This window comes from Chryseobacterium sp. 3008163 (genome assembly GCF_003669035.1).
GTDB lineage: Bacteria > Bacteroidota > Bacteroidia > Flavobacteriales > Weeksellaceae > Chryseobacterium.
In genome coordinates, this window is sequence record NZ_CP033070.1 from 440158 (window position 1) to 461581 (window position 21424).

Annotated in this window: 16 protein-coding genes; all 16 read left to right on the plus strand. The window is 39.9% G+C overall.

What is annotated here, in order from left to right; all coding sequences use genetic code 11:
* The 16 genes from lpdA (at position 1) to EAG08_RS01995 (ending at position 21407) form a co-directional block, all read left to right on the plus strand.
* The gene (gene lpdA, locus EAG08_RS01925) at positions 1-1404 is read left to right on the plus strand and encodes a dihydrolipoyl dehydrogenase (protein WP_129533973.1); all 1404 of its coding nucleotides are present in this window, start codon (positions 1-3) and stop codon (positions 1402-1404) included.
* 20 nt (positions 1405-1424) lie between these two features.
* The gene (locus EAG08_RS01930) at positions 1425-2693 is read left to right on the plus strand and encodes an acetyl-CoA C-acetyltransferase (protein ID WP_129537195.1); all 1269 of its coding nucleotides are present in this window, start codon (positions 1425-1427) and stop codon (positions 2691-2693) included.
* Positions 2694-2997: 304 nt separating this feature from the next.
* Positions 2998-3672, plus strand: a complete 675-nt coding sequence (locus EAG08_RS01935) for a TetR/AcrR family transcriptional regulator (protein WP_164998510.1) — start codon at positions 2998-3000, stop codon at positions 3670-3672.
* A 45-nt stretch (positions 3673-3717) separates the two neighbouring features.
* Positions 3718-5085: a TolC family protein gene (locus EAG08_RS01940; RefSeq protein WP_129533975.1), complete on the plus strand. Its 1368-nt coding sequence runs from the start codon at positions 3718-3720 to the stop codon at positions 5083-5085.
* Between the two features lie 6 nt (positions 5086-5091).
* Complete coding sequence (locus EAG08_RS21720; protein WP_228446721.1) at positions 5092-5601, plus strand: efflux RND transporter periplasmic adaptor subunit; 510 nt, start codon at positions 5092-5094, stop codon at positions 5599-5601.
* Between the two features lie 29 nt (positions 5602-5630).
* On the plus strand, positions 5631-6137 hold the full coding sequence (locus tag EAG08_RS21725; RefSeq protein ID WP_262696790.1) for an efflux RND transporter periplasmic adaptor subunit: 507 nt from the start codon (positions 5631-5633) through the stop codon (positions 6135-6137).
* A gap of 2 nt (positions 6138-6139) precedes the next feature.
* Positions 6140-9193: an efflux RND transporter permease subunit gene (locus EAG08_RS01950; RefSeq protein WP_129533976.1), complete on the plus strand. Its 3054-nt coding sequence runs from the start codon at positions 6140-6142 to the stop codon at positions 9191-9193.
* A gap of 33 nt (positions 9194-9226) precedes the next feature.
* Positions 9227-10147: a 3-hydroxyacyl-CoA dehydrogenase gene (locus tag EAG08_RS01955; protein ID WP_317126301.1), complete on the plus strand. Its 921-nt coding sequence runs from the start codon at positions 9227-9229 to the stop codon at positions 10145-10147.
* Between the two features lie 64 nt (positions 10148-10211).
* Positions 10212-10985 (plus strand): SDR family NAD(P)-dependent oxidoreductase, encoded by a 774-nt coding sequence (locus tag EAG08_RS01960; RefSeq protein WP_129533977.1) that lies wholly within the window; start codon positions 10212-10214, stop codon positions 10983-10985.
* Between the two features lie 231 nt (positions 10986-11216).
* On the plus strand, positions 11217-11738 hold the full coding sequence (locus EAG08_RS01965; protein ID WP_228446722.1) for a GbsR/MarR family transcriptional regulator: 522 nt from the start codon (positions 11217-11219) through the stop codon (positions 11736-11738).
* A gap of 68 nt (positions 11739-11806) precedes the next feature.
* Positions 11807-13147 carry a TolC family protein gene (locus tag EAG08_RS01970; protein WP_129533978.1) on the plus strand — a complete coding sequence of 447 codons (1341 nt, stop codon included), beginning with the start codon at positions 11807-11809 and terminating at the stop codon, positions 13145-13147.
* 9 nt (positions 13148-13156) lie between these two features.
* Complete coding sequence (locus tag EAG08_RS01975; RefSeq protein ID WP_129533979.1) at positions 13157-14248, plus strand: efflux RND transporter periplasmic adaptor subunit; 1092 nt, start codon at positions 13157-13159, stop codon at positions 14246-14248.
* A gap of 14 nt (positions 14249-14262) precedes the next feature.
* On the plus strand, positions 14263-17424 hold the full coding sequence (locus tag EAG08_RS01980; RefSeq protein ID WP_129533980.1) for an efflux RND transporter permease subunit: 3162 nt from the start codon (positions 14263-14265) through the stop codon (positions 17422-17424).
* Positions 17425-17440: 16 nt separating this feature from the next.
* Positions 17441-19051, plus strand: coding sequence for an MFS transporter (locus EAG08_RS01985; protein WP_129533981.1), 1611 nt, complete (start codon positions 17441-17443; stop codon positions 19049-19051).
* Between the two features lie 82 nt (positions 19052-19133).
* Entirely contained in the window at positions 19134-20087 is a 954-nt protein-coding gene (locus EAG08_RS01990) for an NAD(P)/FAD-dependent oxidoreductase (protein WP_164998601.1), read from the plus strand.
* The gene (locus EAG08_RS01995) at positions 20088-21407 is read left to right on the plus strand and encodes an APC family permease (protein ID WP_129533982.1); all 1320 of its coding nucleotides are present in this window, start codon (positions 20088-20090) and stop codon (positions 21405-21407) included.
* The last annotated feature ends 17 nt before the right edge of the window (positions 21408-21424 follow it).

The following is a 21424-nucleotide window of genomic DNA, read 5'->3' on the forward strand; positions in this document are numbered from 1 at the left end:
ATGGAAACTTTTGATATCACCGTAATTGGATCGGGACCCGGTGGATACGTCGCAGCAATCCGCTGTGCTCAGTTAGGCTATAAAACAGCCATTGTAGAAAAATATCCGACCTTAGGCGGAACATGTACTAACGTAGGATGCATTCCTACCAAAGCTTTGCTGGACAGCTCAGAACATTATCATCAGGCAATAGAAACTTTTGATAAACACGGTATTGAATTGGAAGAAGTAAAGCTAAATTTCCAGCAGTTTATTGCAAGGAAAAATGAAGTGGTTACTCAAAATACAAAAGGATTGAACTTTTTGATGAATAAAAATAAAATTACTGTATTTGAGGGGACTGCACAATTTAAAAACAATTCGGAAATTACCGTAAAAAGCCCTGATAATCAACCAATAGAAATCAAGTCTAAACATTTTATCATCGCTACAGGCTCAAAACCTGCATCTCTACCCAATATTAAAATTGATAAGAAAAGAATCATTACATCAACAGAAGCTTTAACTTTAAATGACAAACCAAAAAGCATGATCATCATCGGTGGCGGAGTTATTGGGGTAGAAATGGCTTCCATTTATAATCGCATAGGTACGAAGGTGACGATCGTAGAGTATGCAAAGGAACTCATCTCGACAATGGATCTAGAGCTGGGTGCAAGCTTGAGAAAAATTTTAAAGAAACAGGGAATTGATATTCAACTCAACAAAAGCGTTTACAATGTAGAGAACCAGGGCGACGAAGCTATTGTTTATTACAGAGATGAAAATCAAAAAGAATTTAGTTTAGAAGCTGAATATGTTTTAATGGCTGTAGGTCGCAGACCTTATACTGAAGGCTTGGGGCTGGAAAACACAGATATACAGCTTGATGAAAAAGGGAGAGTAAAAACTAACGAAAATCTGCAAACTGCCGTGCCATCAATTTATGCTATCGGAGATGTGGTCGCAGGACCAATGCTGGCTCACAAAGCTGAGGAAGAAGCTGTTTTTGTTGCAGAGATCATCGATGGACAGAAGCCACACATTCATTATAACAGAATTCCTGGCGTAGTTTATACATGGCCTGAAGTGGCATCTGTAGGTTATACTGAAGAAGAACTACAAGCCAAAGGGATCGAGTACAGAAAAGGCAAATTCCCTTTTTCAGCAAGTGCGAGAGCCAGGGCAGCGATGGAAAAAGATGGTTTTGCGAAAGTACTGTCTGAACCAAAATATGGTGAAGTGCTTGGAGTGCACATTATAGGCCCACGAGCTGCAGATCTCATTGCTCAAGCCGTGATCGGATTAGAATACGAAGTAACAGACAGCGATATGTTTATGATGTCATATGCCCATCCAACCTATTCTGAAGTTTTGAAAGAAGCCTATATGTTAGCATCAGGACAGCCTGCAATCAATATTTAAATTAAAAAGAAAAAAGAATGATGTCAGTAAAAAAAGTCGCCGTCGTCGGTTATAACAGAACACCTTTTGTAAGACACAATGGAGTTTTTGCCAATGCTACCAATCAGGACTTATTAGTGGCCACTTTAAGTGGGCTGATAGACAAATACAATCTACACAATAAAAGATTAGGTGAAGTTGCAGGAGGTTCTGTCATTAAGCATATTTCAGAAAGTAATCTTGTTCGGGAATCAGTAATGAAAACCTCTCTGGATCCTGCTACGCCCGGTTGCGATATTCAACAGGCTTGTGATACCGGAATTGAATCAGCGATCTATATTGCCAATAAAATTGCATTGGGACAGATAGAAAGTGGTATTGCATGTGGTGTGGAAGCAATGAGCAATATTCCTTTTGAAACGAATGCCCGGTTGAGGAAGATCTTACTCAAAGCGAATGGTGAAAAGTCAACATTTGGTAAATTGAAACAATTATCGAAAGCAAAAATAAAAGACTTCATTCCAATTCCTTATAAAGGGAAAGAGCCTGAAACAGGTTTGGTCATGGGAGAACACACAGAGATCACTGCAAAATATTATGGGATTTCAAGAGAAGATCAGGATCAGCTCGCATTATTAAGCCATGTGAATATGGCTAAAGCTTATGATGAAGGATTTTATAAAGATATGATCACCCCTTATCTGGGAATATCAGTCGACAACAATTTGAGAAGGGATACCACTTTTGAAAAGTTATCAAAGTTACGCCCGGCATTTGATAAACAGAACGGAACGCTGACAGCAGGGAATTCTACTCCTTTCACCGATGGTGCCTCTGCAGTATTGATGGCAAGTGAAGATTGGGCTATAAAAAATAATCTCCCAATACTCGCCTATATAACACAAGCTGAAATTGCAGGGATTGAATATGTTAAAAACCAACATAATCTATTATTAGCTCCTGTATTTGCTGCAGATCGAATGCTAAAAAGAGCAAACATGAGATTAGACGAGTTTGATTACTATGAAATTCACGAAGCTTTCGCTGCACAGGTATTGGCAACACTCAAGATATGGGAAAGTGATCAGCTTTCAAAAGAATTTGGTTTAGATCAAGCTTTAGGAACCATCGACAGAAATAAGCTTAATGTAAAAGGAAGCAGCCTCGCTGCAGCACATCCATTTGCAGCAACCGGTGGTAGAATTATCGCAACACTTGCTAAGTTGTTAAATGAAAAAGGAAGTGGCAAAGGTCTTATTTCAATATGTGCCGCACGAGGTCAGGGCGTGACAATGATCCTTGAGAAATAGTCAATGGTGGAATAATCATAAATGTCCTTGTTCAGTCAGGACATTTATGATTTTACACTATTGTTTTGTATTCAGCCATACCATAGAAATTTATTGGTCTTAAGTTAGTAGCCGCAGGTAGTGAAAAATATTGCAACAATATTTTTCTAAATAATAAATTCCCGTAGTTTTTGAGACATCTGTTTTTGACAATCTTATCAGTTAAGAACATTTAATATATTTTTTTAAAAAAACATTTTTTAATTGAACACCGTTCAGTATATTTGCAAAGTAATTATTATTTGATAGAATCATAATCCTAATTTTGGGATTGATTTTAGAAAATCGTAATTTAAACGAAGTCAATCAAATTAATTTTCATCATCCCATGAGTATCACAGACAGAAAGAATAAAGAAAAGCTTGAAATGCGAAAGCGTATTTTAGATGCCGCAAGAAAGATATTTCTTCAAAAGGGATATGAAAGCACCAGCATGCGAAATATTGCAAGCGAAATCGATTATAGTGCTGGTACAATCTATTTCCACTTCAAGGACAAAAGTGAGATTTTTCATGAACTTCATAAGGAAGGTTTTCGTTTGCTGCTTTCTCAGATGAAAATATTGGATAGTGTAGCAGAGCCTTTTGAAAGACTGAAAGCTGTAGGAAGGGTATTTATAAAATTCGCCCAGGATAATAAAGATTATTACAACCTGATGTTTCTTGTTGAAGAATCAACCTCAAATCCAACTGAAGAAGGAGGTTTTCAAATTGCAAAAGAAGCAATCAATCATCTGTCCGGGATCATCAAAGAATGTCAGAATGACGGACGTTTTAAAGATATGGATACTGAGTATCTTACATTTATGATCCTGTCTTCTGTCCATGGTATATGTGCTCTTTTCTGTAAGGACCGTACTGTTAGTTTCGAAAATAAAACAAACGAGGAACTAATGCAAAAGGGTTATGATTGTTTTGTTTCACTTCTGGAAAAAGGATAATCCTTTTTTTTAACCATTAATTGAACACTGTTTAAATTTAATACAATGATTAATAAAAATCAAAAAAGACTGCTCCTGTTCTGTTGCCTGAGTATTTTTTCATTTTCTCCAACAGAATTGACTCATGCCCAAACCACACTTGACAATTACATTCAACAGGGCATTGAATCCAACCAGAGTATCAAACAACAGTCTTTCATCCTTGAAAAAAGCGTCTATGCTTTGGGAGAAGCTAAAAGTATGTTCTTACCCAACATTACCTTTTCTACAACCTACACAAAGGCAGACGGAGGAAGAACGATCGATTTTCCTACAGGTGATCTTTTGAATGGGGTCTACTCTACTTTGAATCAGTTGACAGGAAGCAGTTCATTTCCTCAACTTCAGAATCAAAGTATTTTACTGAATCCAGATAACTTCTATGATGCAAAATTCCGCATTAGCCAGCCTATTTTAAATGCAGAGCTTGGATATAACAGAAAGATCAAATCAAAACAGATCGATCTGCAAAAAACAGAGATCCTTCTTTACAAAAGAGAGCTGGTAAAAGAGATAAAGACCGCGTACTACAATTATCTTAAGGCTACCAATGCGACCAAGATCTACCAATCTTATCTAACGCTCGTTACCGAGGGCGAAAGAGTGAATAAAAAACTGTTCGAGAATGGGAAGATCAACCGAACAGCGGTCATCAGGAGCCAAAATGAAGTCTCAAAGATCAATGCCTCCATTATCGCATCTCAGAAAACAGAGGAATCTGCACAATATTATTTTAATTTTCTTTTAAATCGGCCATTGACGGAAAGTATTGTAATTGATGACATCACAACTTTGCCGGAAGACGCCCAACTGCCGGATGAGGATGTCAGCAATCGTGAGGAATTGTCTAAACTCAAAATTTCCAGGGACATCAATAACGATCTGACAGGACTTGCCAAGTCTTATCTCATTCCAAAGATCGGAGCCAGCCTGGATCTGGGTTCCCAGGCTTTCGACTGGAAATTTAATCAGAAAACAAGATACTATTTATTTGGAATTTCCTTAGAATGGAATCTTTTCGCTTTTGGAAAAAATACGTACCGCATCAAACAGTCCGTAGCTGAAGAGCAGGCCATAACCTCCCAAACAGATTATGTGCAGCAGCAACTCTTGACCGAACTGAAAGTTAGACAGGCCAATATGGAAAGTGCTATCGCTCAATATCGGGCTGCTCAATCCCAGTTAAAAACAAGTCAGACCTACTACGGTGATATGTCTAAACTATACAAAGAAGGAATGACGATCTACATCGAACTTCTCGATGCCCAGAATCAATGGATCGACGCACAATTAAAATCAAACATCACCCTATTTGACACTTGGATCGCCTACACTGCGATTGAAAGAGCAAATGCCAGCTTTAATATACAATAATAAATTATGAAAAAAATCCACTCATCATTCATTGCGCTTGCATTCATCCTGTCCTCTTGCAGTGAAAAGCATCCCGACAAAAACCCTATGGGGCAGCCGGATATCATCTCGGTAAAAGTATCCTCTTTGTCTTCTCAAGAGGTTCCCAACTCCATTCTGGCCACAGGACTTGTAAGCACAGAAGACCAGACCAACTATTCCTTTAAGATCGGCGGTGTGATCAGCAGAATATTCGTCAATGAGGGACAGTTCTTCAGAAGGGGTCAGCTCCTGGCAACATTGAACACGACTGAAATAGCCGCAGGATTGGCCCAAGCTGACCTGAATGTTGCAAAGGCGCAGCGTGACTACAACAGGGCGAATAACCTTTACAAAGACAGTGTCTTCTCTCTTGAACAGTTACAGAACACAAGAACTTCGTTGGAAGTTGCCCAAAAGTCTAAACAGGCAACAGCATTCAATGAGCGGTATGCCAAGATCTATGCTGTTTCAGATGGATTTGTTGCAAAAAAATAGCAAATGAGGGAGAAGTAGTAGGCGGAGGAATGCCTGTCTTTCTGACCAACTCCACTCAAAAAAGCAACAGCTATCTTTTAAAAGTGGGTGTGACAGACAGAGAATGGGCATCGATAAGAATGGGACAGTCTGCTAAGGTGACATTGGATGGCTATCCTGATCACAAATTTGAAGCTACAGTTTTTAGAAAATTACAGGCTGCTGACAGGGAGATCGGATCATTTCAGATAGAACTTAAATTAAAACTTGACCAGGTGATCCCCGCAGTTGGAATGTTTGGAAAAGCCGAAATCAAGACGGAAGAGACCGAAAAATCAATAGTCGTTCCTTACAATGCGCTTGTAGAGGCAGACGGAGAACAGGCCTTTGTATTTACACCAACCGGCAGCAACAGGGTTAAGAAAGTTCCGGTAAGCATCTTAAAGTTTGACAACAAGAATGTATTTCTTAAGGAAAAGCCTCTGGGCGTTGACAAAATAGTCATTTCCAACAGTGCCTACCTCAACGAACAATCCATTATTAAAATCATCAAATAATTATGAAGATCACGAATTTCTCCGTTAAGAATTATCAGTTTACGCTGATTATATTCGTTCTGGTTGCCGTGGTAGGTATTTTGACACTTTTCACAATGCCGAGATCGGAAGACCCGACGACGGATCCGCCACAATACCTGATCACTGTCATCTATCCGGGCACCAGCCCGAAAGATATGGAAGAGCAGGTGGTAAAACCCATTGAAAACAAGATCTACGGTCTGGAAAATATTGATAAGATCCTGACCACTGTTGAAGATGGTGTGGCCGCAATACAGGTCAAGTTCAAATACGGTGTCGATGTCGACAACAAATACCAGGAGATCTCCACGGAGATGAATGCACTGAAGACCAGTGAACTTCCTAAGGACATCTATCTTATTAAAACAGAAAAAATCTCCTCCTCGGATGTCAAGATACTCCAGATCGCTCTGGTTTCAAACACCATGTCGGGAAAAGCATTGAGAGATCAGGCGGACCAGTTAAAGACCCAGCTTGAAAAGATCACCAATCTGAAGGAAGTGAAATATGCAGGGATCCCGGAGCAGGAGATAAGGATCGACCTGCAGCTTGACAAATTGGCCCAGCTGAAGATACCTTTGAACCTTGTCATGGGAAGTATTCAAAGCGAGGCTGCCGATATTCCGGGAGGAAGCATCAATCTGGACAGCAAGGTATTCAATGTCAAGACAAGCGGTAAGTTCAAGAATGTGGAGGACGTTTCCAATACGGTCATCTACAACGCAAACGGTAAGATCGTATACCTGAAGGATGTGGCAAAAGTCAGCTATAAAGACGGCACTGTGAACCACATCACCAGACTGAACGGGAACAGATGTATCCTTGTAACCGCCGGAATGAAGGACAATGTCAATATCAGCACGGTAAAAGACCAATATGTCCCAATATTGGAAGCTTTCGATAAAACATTGCCGGAGAACATCAAAATGGTGAAGAACTTTGACCAGGCAGATATGGTGTCAAAACGTCTGGGACATCTCGGTTTTGACTTTGGGCTGGCGATTGTTTTGGTGGTGATCACTTTACTACCGCTGGGATTCAGGGCGTCCATCATTGTAATGATCTCTATTCCATTGTCTCTTGCTTTGGGACTGATCACGATGGATCTTATGGGATATTCCCTCAATCAGCTGAGTATTGTAGGACTAGTGGTTGCATTGGGACTATTGGTGGATGACAGTATCGTAGTGGTAGAAAATATAGAAAGGTGGCTTAGAGAGGGCCACTCGAGAAAAGATGCCATCCTGAAAGGAACCAAACAGATCGGTATCGCAGTTGTGGGCTGTACGGCAACCTTGGTGATTGCATTCCTACCGCTGGCATTCCTGCCTGATATTGCGGGGGAGTTCATCCGTAGCCTTCCGATGGCGGTCATGACAAGCGTGCTGGCATCAATGATCGTTGCATTGACCTTGGTACCTTTTTTAGGAAGTAAAATATTGAAGACACATACTCACGGTGAAGGAAATTTCTTTCTAAAACATCTGCAAAGATTTTTAAGCTATTCATACAAGGGCATCATGCCTGTCGCTTTGAAGTGGCCTAAAGCAACTGTAGGAATTTCTATCGGGTTGAGTGTGCTGGCATTCTTCCTGTTTTCTCTGGCAGGTTTCAAGCTCTTCCCTACTTCTGAAAAACCAATGTTTTTGGTGAATATAAAGATGCCTCTGCAGGCCGACATTCCCGAAAGTGACCGTGTAACGAAACTGATAGAAAAAGAATTAAAGAAAGAGAGTGAAATTGTCTATTTCACCTCGAACGTCGGCAAAGGAAACCCACAGATCTATTATAATGTCCATCAGCAGGATGTAAAGCCCGACTTTGCCCAGATCTTCGTACAGATGGATGAAAAGGCCGGTCCTGATACAAAGACAGAATTAATAAAAAAACTTCGAAACAAATTCGCAGATTTCCCATACGCAAGAATTGAAGTTAAAGATTTCGAACAAGGGACTCCCGTCGAAGCCAATATTGTGGTGAGGGTCTTTGGCGAGAACCAGGATACGTTACGTTCCCTTTCCTTCAAAGTTGAAGAACTGTTGAGAAAGCATCCGGGTACATTCTATATCAACAATGAGCTGAACGTCTATAAATCTGATATCAAAATAAAAATCGATAAAGAAAAGGCAAGAACATTGGGCGTAATGACAAGTGACGTTGATAAAGTGATCCGTATGGCTGTGGCAGGACTGAATGTGGGTGATTACATTGATGACCGAGGCGATTCCAGGAATGTGGTCATTACGCTACCGAGAGAAAAATTTTCAAATTTAGATGCTCTTAAAAATCTATATGTCAATAATATTCAGGGTGTGCCGGTACAAATGGACCAGATAGCGACCATCGGCTTTGAGAAATCACCTACCGCCATCAACCATTTCAATAAATCCAGGTTTGTCAAAGTGACCTCATTGACAAAGGACGGAGTACTGGCAAATGATATATTAAAAGATATTGTCCCGGAACTGGACAAAATGAAGCTGCCACCTGGATATTCCTATAAACTGGCCGGAGAAAAAGAATCTGAGGGTGATACCTTGGGAGGGAATTTTATTTCGGTCATTATCCTGAGTGCATTTCTGTTTGTTGCTGTTTTATTACTCCAGTTCAAAACATTCAAAGGGATCATTATTGTATTGTCCATTATCCCATTGGGAATATTAGGCGGTGTCGCATTATTACTGCTCACAGGAAATCCTATGTCATTGGTATCCATCATAGGTTTTATAGGCCTATCGGGAATCCAGGTTAAAAACTCACTGCTTTTGGTTGACTTTACAAATCAGCTTAGGCTTGAAGGGCACAGTATTGATGAAGCCATCCATATTGCCGGTGAAACCCGTTTCCTTCCTGTTGTGTTGACCTCGATCACTGCAATTTGCGGGCTTCTTCCTATCGCATTGAACCCCAATCCATTGATTGCACCATTGGCCATTGTATTGATCGGAGGATTGATAAGCTCAACCATACTGTCAAGAATTGTTACACCCGTGATGTATAAATTGATACCTCCGCAACTTGATGAGAAGATATAACTTTAAAAATAGCAAGACACTTAAAATAAATTAATGGAAACAACAATATTTAAAAATATAGAGATTAAGAATGTGACCGTATTCGGGTCCGGCGTACTTGGAGCACAAATAGCTTTTCACACAGCTTATCACGGATATAATGTTACACTATTTGACATCAGTTACGAATTGCTCGAAAATGCCAAACAAAAATTTGAGCAGTTCAAACCAATGTACCAGCTGGACATCAATGCAGAGCTTGCTGATCTTGACAATGCAGTAAATAGAATCAGTTATACCACAGATCTGAAGGAATCCGTAAAAGATGCCGACCTGACCATTGAAGCGATTCCGGAAGACATCAAGATCAAAAAGGATTTTTACACCAGATTAGGGATTGTGGCACCTGCAAAAACGATCTTTTGCACCAACTCATCTACATTACTGCCCAGCCAATTTGCGGCTGAAACTGGAAGACCCGAAAGGTTTTTAGCCCTCCATTTTGCCAATTATCTATGGAAGAACAATGTGGCTGAAATAATGAGCCACTCAGGAACAGATCGTGACATTTTTGAAGAAGTCACGCAATTTGCCAAGACGATCGGCATGCTGACAATCCAGATTTACAAAGAACAACCCGGATATGTGATGAATTCCCTTTTGGTGCCCTGGTTAATTGCCGGTCTGGATCTATTTAGAAATGGTGTTGCGGATGCGCCGTCTATTGACAAAACGTGGATGAAGACCGTGGGGGCCGATCTCGGCCCCATGGCCATGGCTGATCTGGTAGGTTTGAACACAGCATATAATGTAACTAAAGCGTATGCTGAATTGACTGGAGAGAAGGCATGGAAAGACCGCAGTTATTTTATTAAAGAAAATTTTATAGATCAAAACAAGCTTGGGATCTCTACTGGAGAAGGTTTTTACAAGTACCCGAACCCGGCCTATCAAGAAGCGGACTTCCTAAAATAGAGGACATGCAAACATATTTATCGTTACGATAAATATAAATTTTAATCAACTAAATAATACCAAAATGAAAGAATACATTTTAATTACCGGAGCATCATCCGGCATTGGTCACGAGATGGCCTACCAGCTTGCAGAGAAAGCCTATAACCTCATATTGGTTGCCCGTACAGAAACCAAACTCCAGCAAATGCAGAAAGAACTAACAAAAAAATACGGGATCTTGGTTCATTATTTCGTCTCAGACCTGTCCGTTGTCAGTAGTGCTACTGACCTGTACGCAAAGGTGATAAACCAAAATTTGCAAGTGAGCCACCTGATGAACAATGCAGGTGTGGGCAACTATGGTGAATTTACAGAAACTGCGTTGGACGAAGAATTAAGTATGATTCAACTGAATATTTCCAGCTTAGTCGTATTAACCAAGCTCTTTGCGCAAGATATGGTCAAACGCAGATCTGGGAGAATTATGAACATAGGCTCAGTAGTCTCATTTTTACCAATGCCATATTTTTCTGTTTATTCTGCAACCAAGGCTTTTGTTTTGGCTTTTAGTGATACGCTAGCAGCTGAATTGGAAGGCACAGGTGTTACCATTCTTTCTTTATATCCAGGTACGGTAGATACTGCGTTTACTACCAGTGAGATGCAATCAACCAATCTGCATAAAACTAAACCAATGCATCCTGAGATCGTCGCGGAAATCGGTATAAAGCATCTTTTAGAGGGGAAAGGAAAAAAAGTAACAGGATTTCAAAACTGGTTTAATACCAAACTCCCAAATTTCATACCTGACAGTATAATGATGAAGATCAAGAAGGATCTGGCGAGTCAGAAATAATATTGATCCGGCATAGTCTAAAGCAAAAATTTCCAAAGAAGTTTGTATGGAAGTATTATCTGTTATAATTTGATTTTATTCTTTTAGCCTGAAAAATAATCCTCAAGAACATTATGGCAGGTTAGTGAAATGTTCGCTAATTCATTAACCTGCATTAATCGCATTAATAGTAAGTAAAAATCTATAACCACACAATTCATAAATTTTTCTACAGAAAATTTAGTTCATTATTTGCTGAACTCAAAAAACCTTTTTATCTTTGCTCCAGAATTAGTAGAAGAGCATTTTATAATTATGGTTTTAACCGAGAAACAAAAAGAACTGATTGAGCAATTTGGAGTACTGAATGAAAAGTATGGATTGCCCCCTGCCGAGTGTAGGGTTTGGGGACTTTTTTTGGTTGCCGACAAAGTAGAATTGACCTTTGATGAAATTATGGAAACCTTACATTTAAGCAAAGGAGGAACCAGTAATGCACTAAACAGGTTGATGATGACCCATCACATCGAATACATTACGAAGCTTGGAGATAAGAAACGCTATTTCCGTTGTAAGATGAACAACTGGATACAGATGACCAAGGAGAATTTCGAAAAATTTGATGAACTGAATGTTATACTGAAAGAAATACTAAAAGCCAGAACTACCAAGACCCCACAGTTTAATAGTGACCTTAAAGAAGTAACCGAATTTTTAGACTTCGTTTACAAGGAATTGATGATTGCCATCAAAAAATGGGAAAACAGGAAATAACCTTTTTTTTGCCCTAAAAGTTCATAAAAAACTGAACTAATTAATAATTATTGAATACAATAAACAAAATGAATAATAAGGTTTTAAGATACTGTCTGCTGTTATTATTGACGATCCCACATTTCATCTGGGCACAGCAACCTGTAAGCTTTACGTTAAAGCAAGCGGTAGAATATGGTGTTAGTCATCATCTTTCCGTTCAGAAGTCTGATTTTGAATTGGAGAAATACAATCAAAAATTCAGGGAAGAATTGTCCGGATACCTGCCACAAGTAAAGACTGATGCATCCTACACCAACAACCTGAAACTAATTACGCAGATTATCCCCGGTGAATTTTTGGGGCAGCCCGGTCAGGATCAAGCTGTTCAGTTTGGAACAAAATACAATGCATCAGCAAATATTGAGCTATCGCAAACGCTAATCGATTTTGAGAAAATTACCGGTCAGAAAATAGCAAGGCAGCATTCCAGAATAGGTATGCTAGACAAGCAAAAAACCGTTGAGCAAATTATGTATGATATTTCAAACGCCTACACCGTTTCACAGGTTGCATTTCTGCAACAGGCAGACATCCATAATAACATATTGAAAATAGATTCCCTTTTGGTGAGTGTACAGTCGCAGATTGACAATGGCTTTGCCAACTCGATAGATCTAAAGCGATTACAATTTGAACGGAGTAATCTGCAAACCAGGCTTCAAAATGCACAGCTTGAATACGAGCAAAGGATGACCATACTAAAGTACACAATGACATTTCCTTTAGAAGAAAAAATCAGTATTGAAACAGAAATAGACCATTCCACACTATCTCATCTTCTTGGCGAAGACATCAGCATAAATTCTCTGGACATTCAATTGCTTCAGGAACAGGATAGATTAACAACGTTGGCTTTAAAGCAAATGAAGCATTCTTATTTACCCAAGCTCTCATTCAATTTTAAATATGGAATATTGGCACAACAAAATGAGGCGAATATTTTCAGAAGCACTACAAACTGGTATCCCAACTCTCTAGCAAGCTTAAACCTATCCATACCCATCTTTGACGGAAACTATAAATTATCAAAAGTCAGACAGTTGCAATTGGAGCATAAGCAAAATGAACTGGATATAACGATCCAACAAAATACGGTAAACAAAGAAGTAAAGAATGCAAAGGAAAGGTTGACGATCAATACTGCAAATTTAGTAACTACTAAAGAGAGTAAAGCCCTTGCTGAAGAAGTATATGCGCTTTCCTATATCCAGTTTCAAAACGGCTACACTTCATTGAAAGATTTATTGGATACCAATACCAAAGTGAAGGAGTCACAGACAGCCTATCTAAAAGCCATCTTAGAAGTTCAGTCAGCAGAATTAGAATTCTTAAAGATATCAGGAAATATACAATCTATTTTAAAATAATATTCAAGAATGAAAAGGATAAAAAAATACATCGTTCCGATTTTAATAATTACAGGATTATTGTTGGTTGTTTTATTTACGCTCAGTCATAACAAACAAAAGCTGGATGCAAAGGCCGAAATCGGTGCTACTAAGACATTGGTATTTCCTGTAACGGTTACTAACGCTCAATATAAAAGCTTAACCGGAACCTATACTTCCAATGGTTTTTTTATACCCGTAAATGAAATGACTTTGACGGCTGATATTTCCGGCAGAATAGTCACCACCGCATTAAAGGATGGAGCACATATTTCGAAGGGACAAACCATTGTGTCGGTATTTAACGAGTCAGAGCATATAGAGAGGCAGCAGAACGCAATAGATAAACAGTTAGCACTGGAGACATTGCAAAAGGCAAAGGCTGATCTGTTGAAAATGGAAAATATGCTTAAAGCTAATGCAATTACTATTCGTGAAGTAGATGAGCAAAAGCTGGCTGTTAAGTCTGCGGAATCAAAGCTGAATACCATCAATGCCATTAGAAAATCTACTACTATAATAGCCCCTTTTTCCGGTACCGTTAATAAATCTCACGTGCAAACAGGCAGTTACATTAGCACTGGAACAGAGCTGGCAGATATCGTGGACAATTCTTCACTTAAACTACAATTGCAGTTGTTGGACAAGGATGTAATCAGGCTTTCAATTGGAAAAACAATTCAGGTAGTGCCCGATTTATATCCTGATTATAAAGTGACAGGACGAGTAGTTTACATTGCAGCACAAGCAGATGCCAATAGAAATTTTCTGGTAGAAGTACAAATCCCCAATAACTCCAAAAACCCTTTGAAACCTGGAATGAGCGGTAAAGCCATCATCAATAATAACTATACGGATAATGTGCTGATGATACCTGTAAAAACCATTGTTGGCAGCCTTCAAGCCCCACAGGTTTATGTGTTGGAAGGCGAAGTTGCAGTATTGAAAAAGATTACAACCAGCCGTGTGCAGGGAGAAAATGTAGTGGTACTTGATGGTCTTTCGACAACAGACAAAATAGTTGAAACAGGACAACTCAATATCAATGCCGGCTCTAAAGTGCAGGTAATTAAACAATAAAATCAGATTTTTCCATGTCAATAACAGAACTATCCATAAAGCGACCGTCATTCATCATGGTCATTTTCATAGCACTGACATTTTTGGGCATAATAAGCTATTCAAGGCTGAATTACGAGCTTACCCCGGATATGTCAATGTCAATGTTCAGCATCACAACAGCGTATCCGGGAGCTTCGCCCATTGAAGTAGAAACCGGCATCACCAAAAAAATAGAAGATGCGGTTTCAGGTATCGATAATATTGATGCCATCAAATCTACTTCACTAGATGGCATGTCCTCCATAACTGTACAGTTGAAAGTTGATGCAGATGTGGAACAAGCCATGCAGGATGCACAAAGAAAGGTAAATGAAGTGGTCAAAGATTTGCCTTCAAGTGCCAAGCCACCGGCGATCGGCAAATTTTCCATGACCGATATGCCTATCATGCGATTCGGCGTGACAGCAAGAATGAACCCGACAGACCTGTATGCATTGATAAAAGATGAGATAAAGCCGGCTATTACCAAAATTAAAGGGACAGCCAGAGTGGAACTGGTAGGTGGCGAAGAACGGGTTATAAAAGTGAATATTAACCGGAGCAGAGCCGATCAATACGGTGTTTCTTTACTTCAGGTGAACCAGGCAATCAACAATGCGAACTTGGAATTTCCAACAGGAAAACTGACCAATAATCAATCAGAGACCAGCATAAAGCTTAAAGGCAAATACCAGTCAATTGATGATATCAAGAATCTGATCATTAAAAACGATCCCACTACCGGTTCCAAAATAAGGCTTTCTGACATTGCCGCTGTTCAGGATGGTGTAAAAGACATTACTACATTTAATCGGATAGATGGAAAAAACTCAATAGGACTTCAATTGATTAAACAGAGGGATGCCAATTCTGTAGAAGTGGCAAGAGCCGTAAAGGAAACATTAAACGAAATAGAAAGCACTTATGCAAAGCAGGAATTAAAATTCAATATTGCCAACGATAGTTCCGATTTTACTATAGAAGCGGCCGATTTGGTGATGTTCGATTTCTTTTTAGCCATTGTAATTGTAGCCGCTGTGATGTTGCTATTCCTCCATAGTCTTCGTAACTCATTGATTGTTATGATATCTATACCTGCATCACTTCTGTCAGTGTTTATAGCGATGAATCTGCTGGGCTATACCATTAATCTTTTAACCTTGATGGCTATTTCCCTTGTTATAGGAATACTGGTTGATGATAGTATAGTGGTACTTGAAAACATCTACCGCCATCTTGAAAAAGGGAAAGACAAGGTACGAGCTTCGATAGATGGGAGGCAGGAAATTGGCTTTACTGCTGTCGCTATTACGCTGGTAGATGTAATCGTTTTTCTACCGCTCACTATGGTAGGCGGGATTATATCCAATATGCTGGGACAATATTCAATGGTTATTGTCATCGCCACATTGATGAGCTTATTCGTTTCTTTCACACTCACTCCCTTACTGGCTTCACGCTGGGCAAAAGTTGAACACCTCAACACGAATTCAGTATTTGGAAAGGTATTAACGGTATTTGAAAATTGGCTTACCCGGCTAACAAATTTCTATGGTCGTATGCTTGCTAAAGCTTTGGCTAAGAAGCGATGGGTATTGGGAGGGTCTTTTGCACTGATCATCGCTTCCTTCATGCTGGTAGGCGGTGGATTTATTGGAGGGGAATTCGCCAGCAACAGCGACAAAGGTGAAGTGCTGATTAACCTTGAACTGCCTCAAAGCGCAACACTTCAAAATACGAATGAAACCGTTAAGAAAGTAGAAAGATTGCTGTTTGATAAACCTGAGGTGGTAAAAGTATATTCAAGTATCGGTACCAGCTCCGGCTCTATGGGTAGCAGCAGGAATACCCAAAACAAAGCGGAGATCAATATCAAGCTTGTACCCAACGAAGAAAGAACTCAATCATCCGACTTGTTTGCACACTACACCAAATTGGAACTGGAAAAGTTGCTGCCCGGTGTAAAGGTAAACTCTGCCATTATGAATATGATGGGAACCTCAAACGATGCCCCTATTTCATTGGTCGTGTCCGGTAATGATCCTGATAAGATTTATACAGCAGCCGTAGCTATTGCTGATAAATTGAAAACAATTAAAGGAACATCGGATGTAAAATTATCTGTTGAGAAAGGAACGCCTGAATTGCAGGTAGCCATTGACAGGGATAAAATGGCGGATTTGGGTCTGAGTATGGATGTCGTGGGAATGTCAATGAACATTGCTTTCAGTGGAAATACGGATGTGAAGTTTAGTGACAAGCAGAAGGAATATGACGTTGAAATTGCCTATGACAAATTCGACAGGAAGAACGAAGAAAGCCTCCGTAACCTTTCATTTGTCAACTCGATGGGACAATCCGTGAAATTGGAGCAGTTCGCTGATTTTAACTATGGAATAGCTTCCAAACAATTGGATAGGAAAGACAGAATGCCTTCTGTTACGATTACATCACAAGTGCTGGGAGTTACACCAAGCGTTATCAGCAGTGAATTGGATCAATTCATACAACAGGCCAAGTTTGAAAAAGATATAAACATTGACGCCGAAGGCGAGATGAAATATATGAAGGAAACATTTTCCAACCTCTTGCTGGCATTAGTAGCTTCCATACTGCTAGTGTACCTGATTATGGTAATGCTCTATAACTCTTTTGTATATCCTTTCGTCGTGTTTTTTTCCATTCCTGTATCCATTATAGGTGCATTACTGGCACTGGCCTTAACCATGCATACCCTCAATTTCTTTTCTCTATTGGGTATGATTATGCTGATAGGGTTGGTTGCCAAAAATGGGATACTGATCGTGGATTTTGCTAATCAGTTAAAAGCAAATGGAAAGAATACCATTGAAGCATTAATCCTAAGCGGAAAAGCAAGACTCCGTCCCATATTAATGACCACGCTTGCTATGATCTTCGGGATGCTTCCCATTGCCTTATCATCTGGTGCCGGAGCGGAATGGAAGAATGGTTTAGCATGGGTGTTGATTGGTGGTTTGACCAGTTCAATGATACTCACCTTGTTTGTTGTACCGTCCATTTATCTCCTTGTCGATTTGATAAAAGGTGAAGTAAAACGCAAAGATGTAAAACCGTTAATCAAAGCAGTGAATCTGGATCAGCCATTGGTTGAAATGGTTGAAGATATTAAGTAAAAAATAAGCATAGAAAATGAACGCAAATAAAACAACAAATAGCACACTGGAAACAGAGGTGGAAACAACACCACCCCATTTAAAGAAAATATTAATAGCCGTATGCATAGCATTAATGGCGGTCATTGCCTCCGTAAGCGGATTGAACGTAGCACAACCGATGCTGGCGATTGAATTTAGTGCATCCCAAAACACGGTTTTATGGATGATTAATATTTATACCCTGACACTGGCTGCTCTACTATTACCCCTTGGAGCTTTGGGCGACCGGAAAGGAAGAAAGAAAATGTTACTGACTGGACTTGTCATCTTCGGAATGGCTAGTGCAATGTCAGGTATAGCAACAAGTGCAGCCATGATGTTGATTGCCCGATTGCTTACCGGTATAGGAGCTGCGTTGATTATGCCCGTGACATTAGCTGTAATTACTTCCACTTTCCCAAAAGAAGAACGATCCAAAGCAATAGGAATTTGGACAGGTGTTGCCGGAGGTGGCGGTATTTTAGGAATGTATCTTTCTGCACTATTGGTAGATGTTGCGAGCTGGAGGTGGTTATTCCTGTTGCCAGTAGTACTTGCCGCAGTATCCATTATGATGACGCTTCGTTTTGTTCCTAATTCAACGGAGAAAACCAGCCATCCATTTGATATCGTAGGTTCATTACTCTCCGTGTTGGCTACCGTAGGTATTATTTATGCGTTGCATGAAGCACCTGCATTGGGTTGGAATCAACCCTTAGTGTTGGTGAGCTTGTTTGTCGGTATAAGCGGTACAATCGGTTTTATACTATGGGAACTACGTCACAAAGCCCCCTTACTGGATATCAGACTGTTCCGTGAACGAAGCCTTTCAAGTGGTTCTATCTCGCTTTTAACTGTATTTGGTGTGCAGGCAGGTATATTCATTGTACTGTTTCCATTTTTTCAGGGCGTATTGGGCTGGTCAGGTCTGCGTTCTACATTAGGAATGATGCCGATGGCAGTTTTGATGATGCTTAGCTCAGGCATGGCTCCAAAGCTAGCATTAAGAATTGGCAGCAAATACACCATGGCTTTGGGGATCGCATTCGGTGCTATCGGTGCCATGCTGATGGCTGCTTTTGTGTCTGCTGAGACAGGATATCTGTCTGTACTACCTGGCTTAATGGTCATGGGTTTAGGTATGGGATTTTCGATGACTCCTTCCACAGAAGCCATTACCTCTTCACTGCCAACTGACCGACAAGGAGTTGCTTCTGCCTTAAATGATATTACCAGAGAATTGGGAACAGCTTTAGGAGTAGCCTTGCTTGGACCGCTGGTAACCGCAGGCTACAGTACTTCTATAGAAGCAAAATTAAAAGGGTTTTCTCAGGATATTATTGCGACTTCTAAAGAAGGACTGGCACATGCTCTGGCAATTGCACCAGATGCTGGAGGTCAGAAAGAAATGCTAGTCCATTTTGCAAGAGAATCTTTTGTTACGGGGTGGCAACAAGCGATGTGGATAGGAGCTTTCATCATGACAGCCCTCTTTCTGTATATCCTGTTTAAAGGGCCACAAACAATCGCTAATAAGAATGCTTCTGCGGTGATTAATTCTGAAAGTAGATCCAATAACCAAATGGAAAATCAGATAGATGGATAGCATAAAATATAATTCTGGAAAAGATTTGAGGCTGTTAACGAGAGCCGAATTTATTTCGCTAGGTGGATTGTCAATTGCCGGAATGTTATTTTTTCCGCTCACTTCATTTACAAACAATATTACAATGGAAAAGCACACAAACTTTGATGTCATTATTATAGGAGGAAGTTATGCAGGATTATCGGCAGCTATGTCTTTAGGACGTTCGTTGAGAAACGTTTTAATCATTGATAGCGGATTACCTTGTAATAGACAAACACCACATTCTCATAATTTCATTACGCAGGATGGTGAAAAACCCGGCAACATTACAGCAAAGGGTAAAGCCCAGGTATTGAATTACAAAACTGTACTATTTCATGAAGGACTTGTGGTCAGTGGAATAGAAATGGATAATGGTTTCGAAGTTGTGACAGATAAAAAAGAGCGGTTTACAGCGAAGAAACTGGTATTTGCCACAGGCATTAGAGATATCATGCCAAACATTAAAGGTTTTGCTGAATGCTGGGGCATTTCCGTGATCCATTGCCCGTATTGCCATGGATACGAGGTTCGTAACATGAAAACCGGACTATTAGCAAATGGTGATCGGGCTTATCATTTATCGTCTATGATTAATAATCTTACTGATGACCTAACCATTCTTACAAACGGCAAGCCTGATTTCTCTACTGATCAAATTAAAACATTGGATAAGCATAAGATTTCGATTGTTGAAAATGAGATAGTCGAGATAGTTCACGAAAATGGGTATATAAAATCTGTCGTTTTTAAAGATCGAGGTATCCAGCATTTTGAGGCGGTCTATGCCGCAGTTCCTTTCGAACAGCACTGTGAAGTTCCGGTGGCATTGGGTTGTGAACTTACAGCGTTCGGTCACATAAAGGTTGATGATTTTTATAAAACAACGGTTGAGGGAGTATATGCATGTGGCGACAATACAGCCATGATGAGGTCTGTAGCAAATGCCGTTTCTGCGGGAAATATGACAGGTGCTATGGTAAATAAAGAACTAACCGACGAATACTTTTTATAGATGCAAAAGAAATTAGCGTATAAAATATCCACTCTTGCTGGTGTTGCTATCGTAATGGCCAACATGATAGGCACAGGTGCATTTACCAGCCTGGGATTTCAATTGAAAGATATGGGGCATCCCGCATCTATACTCACACTATGGATACTGGGGGGCATATTAGCATTAGCCGGGGCTTTCAGCTATGCAGAAGTAGGCACTTATATACGCAAATCAGGCGGAGAATACGCTTTTCTTTCTGAGATGTATCATCCTATAGCTGGGTATCTATCCGGTTGGGTATCACTTACCGTGGGTTTTGCGGCACCCATTGCTCTTGCAACGATTGCATTTACAGAATATTTTAGTTTCGGGGATTATAATATCAAATGGATTGCCATCTCCGTTATTGCCGTTATTACTTTCATTCACACGAAGAACCTGAAAACCAGTTCCAAATTCCAGATATTTTCCACATTGTTTAAAGTATTGATAATGGCTGTAATCATTCTTTCTGGCATAGTAGTAGCGGAACAATCTGAAGTGACTTATGAGATTAACCAGCAGTATTTCTCCGAAATAAAATCAGGTGCCTTTGCCATCGCACTAATTTATGTGAGCTATTCTTACTCTGGTTGGAATGCGGCAGCCTATATCTCCGAAGAGTTTGAAAATCCCAGAAAATCTTTGCCAATCGCACTTATCGGAGGTACTTTGGCAGTAACCCTACTATATACCTTGCTACAGTTTGTTTTTCTAAAACATATTCCTGCTGCCGAATTAGCCGGAAAGTTGGAAGTCGGAGAAATTGCTGCAAAAAAAATGTTCGGCACAGATATCGGAAAACTGTTCGGTATTATCATATCTTTTTTACTGGTGTCAAGCATAAGTGCTATGGTCTGGGTAGGACCTCGGGTTACGGCGAGCATGGCGGGTGAGCATAGGCTATGGCAATACTTCAAAGTAGAGAAAAACCAAGTGCCGAAAAGAGCCTTGTGGTTGCAGTTCATACTAAGTGTTATTTTAATTGTAACGGGTACATTCGAACAAATTATGATATACTGTGGCGTTTTACTGAGTATGTCCACTATGCTGGTGGTGCTTGCTGTATTTATAATACGGCGTAAAAATCGCAAGAAGAGTAACGAAACTTATCGCAGTCCCTTTTTTCCTTTTTTTCAAATAATCTTCTTATCAGGATCCCTATGGATGATTAGTTACACGATTATTCATCATCCGATGGAGACTATGATTGGATTGCTAAATCTGATTCTTGGTTTAGCAACCTATTACTGGAGCAACCGCCTGAAGCCTGACGCTTCTTTTAATCTTAATTGTTAAATACATAAATCAAATAA